The sequence below is a fragment of the uncultured Shewanella sp. genome (assembly GCF_947495455.1).
GTDB lineage: Bacteria > Pseudomonadota > Gammaproteobacteria > Enterobacterales > Shewanellaceae > Shewanella.
This window is the reverse complement of record NZ_CANLZC010000009.1, coordinates 32,847-48,046: the sequence shown is the minus strand read 5'-3', so window position 1 is coordinate 48,046 and position 15,200 is coordinate 32,847. Positions and strand designations below refer to the sequence as shown.

Below are 15,200 nucleotides of genomic sequence, written 5' to 3'. Positions count from 1 at the left end.
AAAAGTGCTTGTATTATATTATATTCAATACAAGCACTTTTATGGTAAATATATCAAGCAGTAAAAAGCGAGGTGAGCAATCCTTTAATAAACAGGTTTGACAAATTTAAGCGTGAATCTATCACTCTTTCCTGTCACATTTTTATCTCCAACCTCATATTTTAATTCGTCTTCAGCTCTAAAGTGCACTTTACTATAATCCGAGAATACAAATCCGCTCGCTTGTACATCCTTAATCACTTGTATCGGGTCGACTCGACGACGATTTTCGCTATTATCAGCCTCCATGTGCCTACGGGTATGATCAACAATGGCATAGACACCACCTGGCTTTAACGCTGAAAATGCGGCTTTATTGACATGTTCTCGGCTTGTTAAAGATAAATTATGATAATTTCTAAATGTCAAAATCATATCCAAAGGCTCAACTTGCAAAGAAAACTTTGGCACTTCATAAATAGGAGTGAAATCCACAACACGACGCTGAGCTTCCACATTCAATATTTGAAAAGGCCCAAAATCTTGCTCAATATTTGCTTGCCTTTTTTCTATTCCTCCCGTTCGAATGGCCGTATATAAAGTGCCTTTATCTTTCAACACACCAGCCAATATTTGGCTATACCAACCTTTTCCAGGCATTAACTCTAATACCTTCATATGCTCATTAAACCCCAAAAAGGCCAAGGTTTCTTTTGGAAGACGATTATGATCTCTAACACTATCTTCTTTAGATCTTTTTGGTGATTCTAATATTGCATCTAATGCCAATGCCGTCGATGGCTCTAAATTGGCAAAAGCTGGCCCGGTTGTTGTGGCGAATATTATACAGGCTAATAATCCTGATATTTTTTTCATATTAAAGTTCCTTTTTATAAGCTTGCTGTTGACACAGGTGTTGCTTTTCTTGGGCGTAAATATGCCATATAAACAGACAGTGATAATACTAACGTCAGCATTCCAACAAACAAGATGATGTTTAGGGGCATTAACTTTTCCGCAGCTAAATAAATCACTCCACCAGAAAGCGGCAAGGAAACTAAATTTAATACGTAAAAAACGCCCATTACCGTACCGAAATCTTCTGTTGGAATAACTTTTGCTCTTTCTGTTCGATTATAAATATTATAAAGCGCAAGCCCCATCAAATAGAGAACAAATAAAAGAAGGTAACTGTAGTAATTAAAAGCCATTACCATATTTAAGCCTGCAATAATACATAGAGAAGCCCCAATACCACCTAACATTTGCATGCTCACTCTTTTAAGAAAGAGGGGAATACAAGTAAGAGCAATAAGGCTAGCAATTCCGCCAGCGAAGCTTAAATAACCTAAATAAGCATCAGTTTGATTAAATACTTGCGTGACCACTATAGGGTTTAACCCTATGATGACTCCTATCATTAAATTAAGGGAAAAATTAATAGCCACTATCCCTTTTAAGGTTTTATTGTGATAAATATAACCGACACCAAAACGAATACCTTGCCAAAACGGTTTAGGATTTTTCTTAACTGATCGGCTTGCTGGCACCAAAAGGGTGACAAATAACGCCAATATAAAAATCCCCCCAGCCACCAAAAGTAAGGTTTCTTTACTTATCCATATGCTGATAGTACCCGCCAAACTCGCCCCTAAAAGTAAGCTGGCTAATTCTGCTTTTTGTAATCCAGAATGGTGCTTGGCCATATTTTCCTCATCCCCCTTAAAGGCTTGTGATATTACAGAGTCAGATGACATACGTACAAAACCCATTAAAAAAGCACATGAGCCAGCTAGCATACTCAAATGAAAGAACGAGAAATCAGGAAAAACAATCAACAATTGATAACAAAGCAAACACAATCCGGCTCGAATAACATGTGCAATTCTAGCAATATACACGCCGTTCATTCGAGCAAGTAAAAAACCAGATAACGGAAAAGCAAATAGTACTGGAAGCCATTCAATACTCAATAATGCCCCCAAAGAAGACACAGTTCCGCCATTCCCTAATACTGCCAACGGAATCGCAAAAAGCAAAAATTGGGTCGCAAAAAAAGATAAGAAGATACTAAAAATAAACACCCTAGCCGATAACTGAGTCATAGAATTTCCTTTTACACTGTCGCTGCTAACATATGATTTCGTTCACGCTCACGCACTTTAGGGATCACTAAGGAAGTAAACAAATCCATTTCTTCTAATTGAGGCCAACCGGAAAACAAAAATACCGACACTCCAGCGGATTTGTAACGCATGATATAATCAGCCACTTCATCAGGGGTGCCCACTAACGCAAGGGATGGCCCCCCTCTAAAAGGCACGGCTCCCGTCCAAATATAGGGATCAGCCCAGTCATTGCTTGCTTCATTGGCAATATCAAAAACAGATTTAACCGCAGTTGAGTCACATGTCGAAGCAAAGTTTTTGATGACTTCAGCCCACTGCTCATCGGCTCCACTCATCATTTCTGCGATTTTCTGCTGCGCTTCCTCTCTTGTTGGGCGTACAATCACAGACATTCTCAGCCCCACTTTAACGCCTGCTTTCACCGCAGATTTAATATCCACTGCAATGTTATCCACAGTATCACTATAACGAAGCCAAGTCGCATTATGATCTGCAGCAATTTTCATTGATTTAGCCGAATTTCCACTCACAAATAGCTCCGGCATAGAACGTTTTTGATTACAATAAGGTGTGTGTAATTGCCCTTGCTCGATATGATAAAACTCACCTTTATGATCGACGGGAAGCCCATTGTTTTGCCAAAAACGACAACACACTCCCACAAACTCATCAAGCCTTTGTTGACGGTGTTCTTTTTGTAGATGATCGCCATAATAGCGCTGTTCTGTTGGAGAAATGCCTGCCAACATATTTAACGAAAGTCGATCCTCACCAAGAGAAGATAACGTATTGATAATCTGTACAAAAGTGGTTGGTGCTACAGTACCCGCTCGATAGGCGAGTAAAAATTTTATTTTCGATGTGGCACGAATTAAACTACCGACATAGGCTATAGGGTCGGGACAATGAAACCCCACTCCCAATAATAATTGTTCAATGCCCATAGCTTCTGCCCGCTGAGCATAATCAATCATCCCTTCTAAATTGAATCCTATCTTTCTAGAAGATGAGGCCTCTTTTTGCTCTCCTCCTACAGGTATACTCCATAAAAAACGCACTTCTTCATTGTGAAATATCATATTCGTCCCTTAAATGATCAATAATTTAATTTTTATACTGTTATAACGTGACTACGTCCATGCCTGCTGATAATGACTCCATGCCACGAACAACCACCTTTTCATCCGCAATCAAATCTCCTTCTAACATCACAGTATCTTTATCTTTTTCATTTAAAATGTTTACCTCAACACGCTTAGCCTTACCTTGATGAGAGATCTGATAAACAAAAGACTTTCCAGCTTTTACAACCAAGGCATCACGAGGTACAGCCCATATTTGACGAGAATATAGGCTATTAATGGTCAATTGTAAGGGAGTAGAAATAGGCGATGAAAGTGCATCACTAATGATTCGAACTTCCGCCAATCTGGAATGCTCGTCACCTGCTTGCACCACAGACTTTATACTGCCAGAAATATCGTGATCAGTAAGGTGAATCGTCACCTTTGTTTTACCTTGTTGTAAATGAGCCAGCTGTAAAACAGGTAATTTAGCACTCACTTCTTTGTTGTGAATATCGACAAAGGTTAAAATGACATCTCCTTGCTCGACAAAAGCCCCTTCCACCTTATTACGAGTCACAACTTGACCATCAAAAGGCGCCTTAATGTGACTCTGTTTGAGTTTTAACATCAACAACTGGCGATCAATCTCCGCCTTTTCTAAGGTTAACGTCGCTAAGATCAAAGGTTGACGAATATCATCCAGCGCTTGTTCTGAAATGCTTTTCTTGGAGGATAATGCCTCACTGCGTTTTACAGCCCGCTGAGCATATTCAATCTCTGATTTTAGCTGTGCAATATAAGCAAGGTGACTGGCAAGCTGGAGTTCATACTTTTCAGTGTCAAGTGTCGCTAATGACTGTCCTTCTTGAACAAAAGTCCCCACTTGAGCAACCCAATCTAATTTCCCTACCACTTCCATGGCAATATCCACTTCACGCACAGAAACAACTTCACCAGCCGCTGTAAATGTCTTAGTGAGTTCCGTTTTATTTATGGGTGCTGTCACCACCACAGATGATGCCAATAAAGGCGAACTCATCAAAATAACTAACAATCCAAATAAATAATTAAGCATGTGCATTGATCTCTGATGTGATAACGGGTGATGCTAATGTTTTCGGGCGAAACACAAGAAGCAAACAAGGAATTAAAATAAGCGTAAAGATGAGGCTCACAGTCATACCACCAACGACCACCGCAGCTAAACCCCGATAGATTTCAGATCCCGTTCCAGGATTGAGTAATAAAGGAAGCATGCCAAAAATACTGGTTAAGGTACTAATGAGTATCGGTCTCATTCTTTGTTGTACTGCTTGATAAACGGCGTCAGAGTAAAGACTTCCCGCTTTTTGATTATCCAAAAAAGCACAAACCAATAGAATGGCATTATTCACCACTAAACCAGACAAAATAATAAAACCAATTAAGGTTAATAAATCCAGTGTTTGCACTGTAAAAATATTTAACACCATGAGCATTAATACCCCTCCGACAGCGGCCAAAGGCAAGGTCATAGTCACTAATAAACCATGTCGTATAGAGTTAAATAACATTGCAATGATGATGAAAAGTAAGAGTATTGCAACAAACAAAAGTAACATTAAATTTGTCACTGATTGGTTCAACTTGTTTGCCGTTTTCCCCATTAAAATACTGGCGTCAGCAGGCAAATCTGATCGCACAGTTAATAAGAGTTGCTCAATAGTGGCCACTGCCACGCCCAATGTCATCTCAGGGGGGGGAATAATGGTTAAAGAGATAGCCCGTCGACGGTTCACTCGACTTAATTTTAACGGTGTTTGAGTTTCTTTAACTTCGGCAATATTATTTAAGTAAATAAGCCTTCCATTGTGATTGCTCAGTGGTGTTTGAAGCCATTGCTCTGGCGTCTCATTCGGCGTCGTTTTTACAATCTTATTAATTCGGTCTTTTCCATTAAAATATTCGCCAATATATAAGCCATCTCCCATAATTTTAATCACATCTTTAAAGTCAGTATAATCCCAGCCCGCCTCACTTAAGCCTTCATTATCAGCAGTGACTCTTAATTCTGGTTGACCTCCCGAAAGTGATGGCGAAGCTTTCACTACTGCATTTGGGATCTTATCCTTTATTTTGGGAATAATGGTTTCAACACTCTGTTTCAAAGCCATTAAATCATCACTTTGTATGTGAAAAGTAAAACTCCTATTGCCACCGAATTTCCCTGTAATAGAACCTTGCGAGCTATAAGTTTGAGTATCGGGAAAATCAGCAGTGACTTCATTAATAATGAGGGCTTTAAGATCATTCACTTCTGCTTGATCCTTCGCCCTAACAGCCATAGACATGACACCGGGTGACACAGCAATAAAATAGTTTTTCAAACTGGGGGATTGAGTCCCATCCAGATATGGCTGTAATCTATCCACCATAGGTAAAACAATTTCTTGCTCAATTAAATCTAAATGTGCACTCGCAGGAAAACGCATAAAAGTATCGACAGAATCTTTGCGTAACGGGGGCAAATAATCCAATTCTGGTAGTAAAGAAGCGGCAATCACCAATGGCCCTAAAATAAGCAATACAATCCAAGATATTTGTCGACGCTTAGTCTCCGTTAGCCGTCGTAGCCAACCAATAGATAGCGTTTTTGACGACTTAATGTTTATTGGTATCTCTTTATTAGTCAATGAAAACAATTTTTTATAAATAATGGGAATAATAAACAAGGCAACAAATAACGACATGACCACTGACGCTGTAATAGCCAATGCCAGATCAGAAAATAATTCTGCATCACTATTATCAGTGAAAGCGATAGGTAAAAATATGGCAACAGTCGTTAACGTTGAGGTCAATAAGGCCTTCCATACTTGGCTAGTCCCTTGTATACAAGCTGTCACAATAGACTTACCTTGCTCTCGCTGTTGAGTGATACTTTCTAACACTACTATGGTTGCATCCATCACCATACCACTGGCAAATGCCAACCCAGCTAAGGTAATCACATTAATGGTACGATCAAATATAAACAGAAAGACAAAACTGACTAAAAGCGATAAAGGCACACTGATCCCCACGATTAAAGTGGGTTGCCAACGTTTAAAGAAAAGGAATAATATCGACATCGCCATCAAGATCCCGATAATAATATTAGACGATACCATCATCAAAGAACGGTTAATGAAAATAGAAGGATCAAAGGACTTTTCAATTTGTAATTGATGTGGAACTAAAAGGCCTTGATTCATATCTTCTATTTCATAAAAAACACGATCTAAGGTTGCTAATACATTTGCCCCCACTGCACGAGTTAGCCTTAAGCCAATGGCAGGCTCTCCATTATACACAGCAAAGCTCTCCCGTTTACCTCGGCGGATCTGAACATCAGCAATATCTTTAAGCCTCACGGGATTTCCCTGGCGCCATTGCAATATGAGGTCTTCTATTTGTTGAGGTGACTCTTGAGCAGCAAGCCGCAATAAATATTGTTTACGCCCAACCGCCATAGTCCCACTGCTTATATCGCTAATATCTTTTAGCGATTTAGCCACATCAATTAATGAAACCCCAAGGTAAGCCGCTTTTAATGGATCGATAATAATTTGATATTCTTCTTTGGCCCCAATGAAAGTCTCGACGCCAGCCACCCCCTCGATGGACTCTAAACGACTACGAACACTTGTCTCAATTAACGCATCATAATCATCAATGGGTGTGTCATTTGCGGCCTTTTTTCGTAAAAATAAAAAAACCAGCGATCCCGCTGAAGAAAGGCTTTTGACTTTTGGAGGTTCAGCATCAATGGGAAACGCTTTTACATTATTTAACTTACTCAAGATATTGATTAAAAGTTCTGTTCGATTCACACCATTTGCAACAGATAAAGTGATCACGCCTCGACCTTGATAAGCCATACTTCTTATTTCTTCAATATTAGCGATATCTCTTAATACATTTTCTTGTTTTTCTAGAATATTAGCTTCTATTTCGTAAGGCGAAGCCCCTCTCCATAGGGTTTCAATTTTGAGTTCTGGGTTGGTGGTATCAGGTAATAATTTTACTGGCAATTGAAAGATGGCAGCGATGCCAAGTAACATGAAAATCACACAGACAATTAAACTAAAGGAAGGCCTTTCTATATTTCTATTAATCAATAGCATCAATCTAGCCCTTATATCGCCACAATCGTTATATCACCATAGAGCTGACATTGGCATGCAAGTCTTACGGAGTCTGGACTATGCCCCATACGAGCCAACAACTTAGTCTCACGTTGTTTGGCCACAGACAACTTATTATTTCCCGCTATCACTTTGATTGCACAAATTCCACAAGCACCTTTACGACATCCAAACTTTAAACCTGTTAACTGCAGCTCCTCGGCATCAGTTAAATAGGCACGATCAGGAAGAAGAAAATCTTCTCCTGTTGTAGGAATTGAAACTTTATGCATTTTGTTATCCTTAACAAACAAAAGGGAACAGTGAAACTGTTCCCATAACGAGATTAAGCGGCGTGACTTGTTGTTATCGTTGCCTCATAAAGCTCTCGAAAATACATCGCTAGAATCGTTTGAATATCGTCAAAATAACGCAGCACTAATTCAACATCATCCTCACTTTGAATAAGAAGGCGTAAAATGCGCCACATTTCTCCGGCATGATCATCACCTAAATCTGTATTAATATGCGCCAATTGCCCTTGTATTTTTTCTTCACCAACAGATGTTTTCATCGACTCCATTTGTTTTGGGGTCAACTTAGCCGTCGTATATTCAACAAGATAACTAGAAGCAACCACACCAATAGGATTTTCATGCTCACTAATAAAATAAAAGAAACCTTGTAACAATCGAGTCGCCAAAAAAGGCTCAGTAGATAACAATTCTTCCTTAGTGATCCCAAGCGCTTCGCAGTCTTCCCAAAATAAAGTATCGTGATTCATTTCATCAGCTTGATACTCGGCATAAAGTTGTGCCGCTTCTGGAGATACTTTCGTGATGGCATGTAAGGCCTTACAATGTGCCGAACGACTGAGTCTAATACGCCATACATGCTCTAGAGTATGCCGACGGTACCACTCACTGTTAATATCTTTACTTTCTAGGTGATTCGCATATGGAACTGTATCCGACCATTCTTTCATTTTTTGATCTAAATAACTGTCTAAACGAGCCCTAACTTGCTGACCTTCAGCAAGTGAATAAAATGGCTTAGGACGAAGGATCCCACAATTAGTAACTCTATTCATAATAAATTCCTTTCATTATTTTAATGGGTAAATTAATTGTCGTAGGCAACTTCCATTCCAGCATCAAACTGAAGAGGTAAGTTATCCAGTGAATCAGATAAGGAATCGATGTCCACTTTCCATAACGCGTTACAAAGAAAAAGGCCTCGTTCAGATTTAGCCATTGTGGTACCAACTCGAACAGGCATATCAATAATATCAGGCTTAATCATGACCTTATCTATGCTTAAATGGGACAATGTTTTACCAGGAAGGCCATAACGGCTAATGAAGACACTGGCGGCGTTAATTTGATCGGCAGCGCGGCGCCGACTCTCTCTTAACTTTGTCATTTTTTCTTTTAACCCTGTACGCATTACCGCATTGGTTCCGCATAAAAGCTCTATCCATAATTTCAAAAAAGACTCTCCACCGGTAAAGACTTCTACCGATTGATTGATTAGCGCCCCTCCCATACGAGTATTCACTTCGATAACTTCCCACCGCTTATTATCGCGATCATATCGAGTTTCAATATGATAAGCTCCTTGCTTTAAATTTAATGCCGCTAAACAACGAGTAATAAATGCTTCGCCTTGCAGCTGCTCGCTATTGGTTAAATTCAGTGCAGGTAAAGAGTTACTGACTTCTAATGTTGTTCCTTGCTGCTCCTCAACATATTTAGCATGTACACCAACAACATAAACCTCTTCATCAATCACAAAGGTTTCAAAGCTAAATTCATCTCCGCGAATATAACCCTCAGCAATAAAATCAAACTGACCATTAAAAATAGCGGCGAACTGTTTATCTGAGCGCATTTGCTCCTTGAGTTGAGCTAACTTAGTCAGAGTAATATCATCAGTTAAACGAAAACAAGCAAAAGAGCCTGCTCCTCGACGGGGTTTTATAAAATAAGCATTCTCATCTTGTTTTAGCCTAAGCAATTGCGATTCATCTTCTAATAACTCACTGCGCACGTGAGAAAGACCGTGATTGAATAATGTCTGACGACAACTATGTTTATCCATGCATTGCATCAGAGAATGCGTATCAACATCCGAACCACTTAAAGTTTGATTCGCCTTTGCCATCAATACTCTATAAGCTTCAAATGTGGCTAATGTATTCACTACCTCAAAATCATTCTGAGCCTGTTTTAACGTCTCAAATAGCCCATCTTCGGTAATGCAATCCGTTTCCAATACCCAAACTTTCTCACTATGTTCTTTCAGCAGCGCTAAATCACGCTCATCTCTCGGTTTTGAACTAAGGATAATGCACTTTACATTTAATAAATCTAAATAACGACGTATGTCTTTTATATAAGATCGCCCTTGGTGGGCCAAAATCAATAGCGCTTTATTCTTCATCTTGATCTCCTGAAACTTGTAACTCCATTTGAAATCCATCAACAACTTTTTGCACATCTTGCGTTAATCGAGGTTTGGACTCATTTGAAAATAAAAAGCGCCCAGACTGTAAAGAACAATAGCCACCTTCTTTTATTAACTTACTATTTAATTTAGGTAAAAGCTGGCGATATATGGAAGGAACAGTACCAATAAAATCAGTCACTGAGACCACACGCTGTGGTAAATGCTCTGGAAGGCCAAACATCAACCATGCACCTAATTTATTATAAACAGGCTTAACTTCTGTTTGCCCATAAAGAATTAAGTCGATCCAATGCTTAAATAAATTGACCCCAGTATTATGCTCTATCATATAAGGGACATCGGCTCCCGCAACTCGTGCTCCAACTTCAAGGAAAACTAATTCATTATCGAAAGTGAGAAACAACTCAAGATGAAAAGCACAATTTTTAAATGACAAAGCAGATAAACAATCAGCACTGAAGTGAGCAATACGCTGATTTAAAGGAGAAGAAAACTCTAGCATTATCGCCCCAAGTGGGCTTGTAAAACTAAAATCTAAACAAGTATTAATATATTGACTGGCTACACAAAAAATCACTTTCCCTTGATCATCAACTAAGCCATCGACATGATAAATATTCCCAGCAATAAACTCTTCAAGCTCCCACTTACCAGTTCTGTTAACTATCAGTGCCTCTTGTAACTGCTCAAGATTATCTATCTTTAACACATCAATACTTGATGCACCATCTACAGGTTTTAATATCAGAGGGAAACCCACTTCATTAGCAAAATGCTGATAATCTTCATTTGATAATGTCTCTGATAAGGCACAATAGCGCGGTGCTCTAAGACCTGACTCTATTAAGCGCTCTTTCATTTTAACTTTATCTCTTGCCAATAAAGTTTGCGCAACATTAGGGCCAGAAATAGAAAATTGCTCTCTTAAACTCGCAGCGGGAGATAATAAGTTTTCAGAAAAGGCGATTAATCTATCAATCGGCCCCTTAACCTCGATAATAGTCCTAACGATATCTTCTAGCTGCTGTAAATCATTAAAATGGTCAACTTCATAGAGAGTATAAGTTCCCTTTTCAGCCGTTACAGCCGTTTTCCCTCTAGCATTGCAGATATAGCTGACTTGATGTATATCATGGCAAATCCATTTTTCATATTCGACTAATTCAAAATCCCAACGTTCGGTACTTGGATAACGCCAAAAATTATTTAAAATAACAATATTCATCCTGCTAGCCTCTTCCTTGATTGAAAACGCTTAATCGCATCAACTAAACGATAATGACTTTCAGGAGTAGAAACAGACACTCTGACTAAATCAGGACGTTTGTAACTCCCCATAGCACGCACAATAATGCCCTGAGTAAGCAGAAACTCTGATAATTCAAAATCATCTTCATTCAGTAAAATAAGAATGAAATTACCTTCTCCATTAATAATTTTAAAGCCTAATTCAGTGAGTTTATCGATTAAAAAATGCTTACCTTCATTGACTTGCATTAAGATTTGTTGCAGATGTTCAGGATCTTGTAAACTGGCAACTGCTGCTGTAGCGGCCATACCGGCAATCGGAAAAGGCCTTTGTAAACGAGATAGCCAATCGATCAATTTCACATTTGCCAGTCCATAGCCTACCCGTAAACCAGCTAAACCATAAGCCTTTGAAAAAGTTCTAGTAATTAATAAATTATCAAAGGTTTTTAATAACCTTACACTGGCTTGTGATATCGCCTCATGGGCAAATTCTATATAAGCCTGATCTAATAATACCAATACGTGTTTAGGTACGACTGTTAATAAATCTGTTAACTGCTTAATAGACAGCATTTGCCCCGACATATTACTCGGACTATCTAACGCTATAATGGCGGTTTGACTATTACACTGAGCCAGTAAATGCTGAATTTCATGGCAAAATTGCTGTCCAGAGGGTACGGTTTTAATGCCTAACCCCACAGCTTGAGCTAATAAGGGATAAGAAAAATAACCAAATTCAGAACACAGTAAGTGCCCTCCCTTTTTAGCCATTAAACGAAAAGCTAATTCGATGACATCAATAGAACCATTGCCTAAAATAACCTGACTTTCCATTACATTGGCATTATTCGCTATGGCTTCACGCAATTGTTGATAATCAGGATAACAGTGCGCCTCTTCTAAACTACTGTATATTTCGTCTTTAATATAAGCAGATAGACCTTTAGGGCTCTCATTACTCGCAAACTTATCAACTCGATTTAATCCCTTCTCACGCTGTAACTCCCTTTTGGTCATTCCAGCTTTATAAGGCATTAAATCACGAATATTTAGAGCTAGACTTTGTTCCAATTCCATCACTCATGTCCTTAATCTACGGCATATCCACTTAACTTCATTTCATCCAACCGCTTATTAAGGTGTGAACCTTCTTGGATATCATAAATAGAGCCAAACTCTCTCTCGGCAAAAGGCAATGAATATATCCCCTTCTCTACGCGAGCAAATTTAGAGGCCTGACCAAGTACAGTTTTCGCTCCAGGTTCATTATGGGATGCATGAGGACCAAAATAGATAGGAAAAGCATCCGCAGCTCTATAGGCGGGTAAGAATGTGCGCCGAGATCGATTAGAAGTATTTCTATCGGATGCATGCTTTGTCAGACAATGAAGAAAAATAGCTCCTCCGGCAGGAACTTGTAAATGTACAACCTCATCTTCTTCTATATCGTCCAGTTTGCCACGAAAATACCCATCAATATAATGCTCACTCAATCCTAATTTATGTGATTTTGGAATAACTTTGAGTCCTCCATTTTCAGCATCCATAGGATCAAGTGCAATTAATACCGTTAATAAATCACTATTGGTATGAGGGTAATAAGAAAAATCTTGATGCCATTCAACAACACTTCCCACCTTAGGCCCCTTCATATTCAACTTACTATAATGAAAGGTGATATTCTTCCCTATCAGATCCGCGATCTTCTCTAATAGGTCTTTATCCGTTGCTATCTGCCAAAATGCTGGGTGTTTTTTTGTTGGAGACCAAATACGGCGTATTGTTTGCTTATCCTTAGGCTCGAGCTCAAAACTACCTTGACTATTTTCACCACTAACCACTTCGTCAATCGCTTGTAGGGCATGTTGCAATATCGCTGGTGAAATCACATCTTCAACAACTAAATATCCATTATCATGATAAAAATTTATTTGGTCTAAAGTTAACATTTGAATATCCTTGTAAGTCACTAAATAGACAACACAAGCCCACCATCGACTCGAATACTGCTTCCTGTAATATAACCAGCACCTTGGCTGCATAAATAAAGAACACAGGTACTAAATTCTGCAACTGTGCCATATCGTTGCATGGGGATGGTAGCCTGACTGGCTTTAATCACATCGCTAATATCTTTCTGTTGCCGCTGCGCTCGAGCACGATCAATCTCATCCACTCTTTCTGTATGGATCCGCCCGGGAATAATCGTGTTTACCGTAATACCATCTGCCGCCACTTCATTGGCTAAAGTTTTATTCCAACTTACCAATGCTGCTCTAAGAGTATTTGAAATTGCTAAGTCAGCAATAGGTTGGCATACTCCTGAAGAGGCGATTGTAATAATACGCCCCCAATTTCTCTGTTTCATACCTTGGGCCAACAATCGACTCGCTTCGATATAAAAACCCACCATAGCTTGAAAATCATTTTCGTATTGTGACGAAGACATTGTCAGTGCCATTCCTACATTTGGCCCTTTAGAAATATTAATCAAAATATCAATTTCAATTTTCTTTTCAGCTAAAAAACTCAACAAAGAATCAACAGCATGCCTATCACTTGTGTCTAAGCTTAAATGATATATTTTAATATTCTTATTGATATTTGATTGTCTTAATACAGCAGCCGATTCAGCAGGGGAGCGTGAAACTAATACTAAATTCACCGCCTCTTGCAAGAGTGCTTGACTAATTCCTCGACCTAATCCTCGACTGGCGCCAAACACTAAAGCCGTTTTGCCTGAAATACCTAAATCCATACAGCACGCCTCTGAATTTAAGCCCGTTTAAATCCGTCTTTTATATCTTGTTCCACTTCTTTAAATTTAACACCAAGTTGCTTAAATTCATTGAAAAAACTAGGAAAAGAACAAATAACATCAGAATAACCTTCCAATAAATTGGCATTTTTACACCTTAATGAAGCAACAAATAAGGACATAAAAATTCGATGATCTCCCCAGCTAGATAAGGTTTTCCCTCCCTCATAATGTGATTTACCATGAATAACAAAGCCATCATAGACTCCATCTTTTAATAACGGAGTAATATCAACCCCCAAGGTTTTAAGTTCAGAAATAATAGCTTCTATTCGTGGTGACTTATGTAAACGTGTAATTGAGCCTCCAATAACACGAAAAGTTCCCTGAACATACGCTCCTATGGCAGCCAAGGTAGGCACAATATTAGGATAGTCACTTGCATCAAATTCAAACTCTCCTGACAGCTCATCTTGCTCATTAAATAACGTGAGTTCATTGCGTTGATCATCAAAGCTAACCTTTACTCCTAACGCTTTGATTACATCAATAATGGCTCGTTCACCTTGTAGACTCTTACTGGATATATTTGAAAGTACGGTTGTTCCCGGAATAATCGCAGCAGCACCAATAAGATAAGAAGAAGAGGTATAGTCACCACTAATCAGGTATTCGGCAGTTTGATATTCACCAGGATAAACAATTATCTCTGCTAAATCAGATTTAGCCTCTACTTTTATTCCTGCTTTCTCTAAAGTATCAATTGTTTGCCTTATATAAGAACTCGATAATATTTCACCTGATATTGAAATACGAGTCGGTTCATCCGCCATAGGTGCAGCAAACATAATAGCAGTAATAAATTGTGAACTGACATTACCAGGAATAATACAATGTCCTCCTTTAAAACCCCCTCCCCAATTCACAATGGGTGCTTTCCCTGGCTCAGATATACAATGAATACTTGCTCCAAGTGTTTCTAATGCATCAAATAATGGGGCCATCACTCGCGTTCTTAATACAGTATCCCCGGTGACAATTTCTGCCGACTCACCAAAAGAAGTGATCGCAGTAAAAACACGAAATACTAAGCCTGATCCTACTGCATCAATAACGCGTTTATCAGCAGTAAATCTTCGACCCACACCTTGAACTTTAAGGAAACCTTCTTTTTCTTCAATGATAGCCCCTATATTTCTACAGGCTTGTTTCATTGTATCCGTTTCAAAACACCGTAAATCATTGTGTATTAATGATGTACCTTTAGCTAAAGTAGCCGCAATAATCGCACGCTGAGTTTCTGGTTTTGAAGAAGGTATAAATGCTGAACTACCCAAAGATTCGACCGAATTAACTTGAAGCAACATACATTATCCTTAATATGACTAGCTATTATCTT

Annotated in this window: 13 protein-coding genes; all 13 read right to left on the bottom strand. The window is 38.9% G+C overall.

Annotation, left to right across the window (positions count from 1 at the left end; translation table 11 throughout):
- Nucleotides 1–84: 84 nt before the first annotated feature.
- From Q0791_RS04435 to aroA, 13 genes are read right to left on the bottom strand one after another with little or no spacing between them, the layout of a single operon-like run.
- Nucleotides 85–855 carry a methyltransferase gene (locus Q0791_RS04435; protein ID WP_299003209.1) on the bottom strand — a complete coding sequence of 257 codons (771 nt, stop codon included), beginning with the start codon at nucleotides 853–855 and terminating at the stop codon, nucleotides 85–87.
- Between the two features lie 14 nt (nucleotides 856–869).
- Nucleotides 870–2,084 carry an MFS transporter gene (locus Q0791_RS04430; protein WP_299003206.1) on the bottom strand — a complete coding sequence of 405 codons (1,215 nt, stop codon included), beginning with the start codon at nucleotides 2,082–2,084 and terminating at the stop codon, nucleotides 870–872.
- 11 nt (nucleotides 2,085–2,095) lie between these two features.
- Entirely contained in the window at nucleotides 2,096–3,187 is a 1,092-nt protein-coding gene (locus Q0791_RS04425; RefSeq protein ID WP_299003203.1) for an LLM class flavin-dependent oxidoreductase, read from the bottom strand.
- Between the two features lie 40 nt (nucleotides 3,188–3,227).
- Nucleotides 3,228–4,250 (bottom strand): efflux RND transporter periplasmic adaptor subunit, encoded by a 1,023-nt coding sequence (locus Q0791_RS04420; RefSeq protein ID WP_299003200.1) that lies wholly within the window; start codon nucleotides 4,248–4,250, stop codon nucleotides 3,228–3,230.
- Nucleotides 4,243–7,320 (bottom strand): efflux RND transporter permease subunit, encoded by a 3,078-nt coding sequence (locus tag Q0791_RS04415; protein WP_299003197.1) that lies wholly within the window; start codon nucleotides 7,318–7,320, stop codon nucleotides 4,243–4,245. Before Q0791_RS04415 ends, Q0791_RS04420 begins: the two co-directional genes overlap by 8 nt.
- Before the next feature lie 11 nt (nucleotides 7,321–7,331).
- Nucleotides 7,332–7,613 (bottom strand): 2Fe-2S iron-sulfur cluster-binding protein, encoded by a 282-nt coding sequence (locus Q0791_RS04410; RefSeq protein WP_299003194.1) that lies wholly within the window; start codon nucleotides 7,611–7,613, stop codon nucleotides 7,332–7,334.
- 53 nt (nucleotides 7,614–7,666) lie between these two features.
- Nucleotides 7,667–8,410 (bottom strand): iron-containing redox enzyme family protein, encoded by a 744-nt coding sequence (locus Q0791_RS04405; RefSeq protein ID WP_299003192.1) that lies wholly within the window; start codon nucleotides 8,408–8,410, stop codon nucleotides 7,667–7,669.
- Nucleotides 8,411–8,442: 32 nt separating this feature from the next.
- Nucleotides 8,443–9,762: an ATP-grasp domain-containing protein gene (locus Q0791_RS04400; RefSeq protein ID WP_299003190.1), complete on the bottom strand. Its 1,320-nt coding sequence runs from the start codon at nucleotides 9,760–9,762 to the stop codon at nucleotides 8,443–8,445.
- Nucleotides 9,752–11,014 (bottom strand): ATP-grasp domain-containing protein, encoded by a 1,263-nt coding sequence (locus tag Q0791_RS04395; protein WP_299003188.1) that lies wholly within the window; start codon nucleotides 11,012–11,014, stop codon nucleotides 9,752–9,754. Before Q0791_RS04395 ends, Q0791_RS04400 begins: the two co-directional genes overlap by 11 nt.
- Entirely contained in the window at nucleotides 11,011–12,120 is a 1,110-nt protein-coding gene (locus tag Q0791_RS04390; RefSeq protein ID WP_299003185.1) for an aminotransferase class I/II-fold pyridoxal phosphate-dependent enzyme, read from the bottom strand. The genes Q0791_RS04395 and Q0791_RS04390 overlap by 4 nt, the downstream gene beginning before the upstream one ends.
- Before the next feature lie 11 nt (nucleotides 12,121–12,131).
- The gene (locus Q0791_RS04385; RefSeq protein WP_299003182.1) at nucleotides 12,132–12,992 is read right to left on the bottom strand and encodes a phytanoyl-CoA dioxygenase family protein; all 861 of its coding nucleotides are present in this window, start codon (nucleotides 12,990–12,992) and stop codon (nucleotides 12,132–12,134) included.
- A gap of 20 nt (nucleotides 12,993–13,012) precedes the next feature.
- Nucleotides 13,013–13,801, bottom strand: a complete 789-nt coding sequence (locus Q0791_RS04380; protein WP_299003179.1) for an SDR family oxidoreductase — start codon at nucleotides 13,799–13,801, stop codon at nucleotides 13,013–13,015.
- Nucleotides 13,802–13,818: 17 nt separating this feature from the next.
- Entirely contained in the window at nucleotides 13,819–15,168 is a 1,350-nt protein-coding gene (gene aroA, locus Q0791_RS04375; RefSeq protein ID WP_299003176.1) for a 3-phosphoshikimate 1-carboxyvinyltransferase, read from the bottom strand.
- Nucleotides 15,169–15,200 lie beyond the last annotated feature (32 nt).

Excerpts from the sequence above, each read along its gene's own strand:
- Q0791_RS04435 (WP_299003209.1), bottom strand. The coding sequence starts at position 855 with ATGAAAAAAATATCAGGATTATTAGCCTGTATAATATTCGCCACAACA.
- Q0791_RS04430 (WP_299003206.1), bottom strand. The coding sequence starts at position 2,084 with ATGACTCAGTTATCGGCTAGGGTGTTTATTTTTAGTATCTTCTTATCT.
- Q0791_RS04425 (WP_299003203.1), bottom strand. The coding sequence starts at position 3,187 with ATGATATTTCACAATGAAGAAGTGCGTTTTTTATGGAGTATACCTGTA.
- Q0791_RS04420 (WP_299003200.1), bottom strand. The coding sequence starts at position 4,250 with ATGCTTAATTATTTATTTGGATTGTTAGTTATTTTGATGAGTTCGCCT.
- Q0791_RS04415 (WP_299003197.1), bottom strand. The coding sequence starts at position 7,320 with ATGCTATTGATTAATAGAAATATAGAAAGGCCTTCCTTTAGTTTAATT.
- Q0791_RS04410 (WP_299003194.1), bottom strand. The coding sequence starts at position 7,613 with ATGCATAAAGTTTCAATTCCTACAACAGGAGAAGATTTTCTTCTTCCT.
- Q0791_RS04405 (WP_299003192.1), bottom strand. The coding sequence starts at position 8,410 with ATGAATAGAGTTACTAATTGTGGGATCCTTCGTCCTAAGCCATTTTAT.
- Q0791_RS04400 (WP_299003190.1), bottom strand. The coding sequence starts at position 9,762 with ATGAAGAATAAAGCGCTATTGATTTTGGCCCACCAAGGGCGATCTTAT.
- Q0791_RS04395 (WP_299003188.1), bottom strand. The coding sequence starts at position 11,014 with ATGAATATTGTTATTTTAAATAATTTTTGGCGTTATCCAAGTACCGAA.
- Q0791_RS04390 (WP_299003185.1), bottom strand. The coding sequence starts at position 12,120 with ATGGAATTGGAACAAAGTCTAGCTCTAAATATTCGTGATTTAATGCCT.
- Q0791_RS04385 (WP_299003182.1), bottom strand. The coding sequence starts at position 12,992 with ATGTTAACTTTAGACCAAATAAATTTTTATCATGATAATGGATATTTA.
- Q0791_RS04380 (WP_299003179.1), bottom strand. The coding sequence starts at position 13,801 with ATGGATTTAGGTATTTCAGGCAAAACGGCTTTAGTGTTTGGCGCCAGT.
- aroA (WP_299003176.1), bottom strand. The coding sequence starts at position 15,168 with ATGTTGCTTCAAGTTAATTCGGTCGAATCTTTGGGTAGTTCAGCATTT.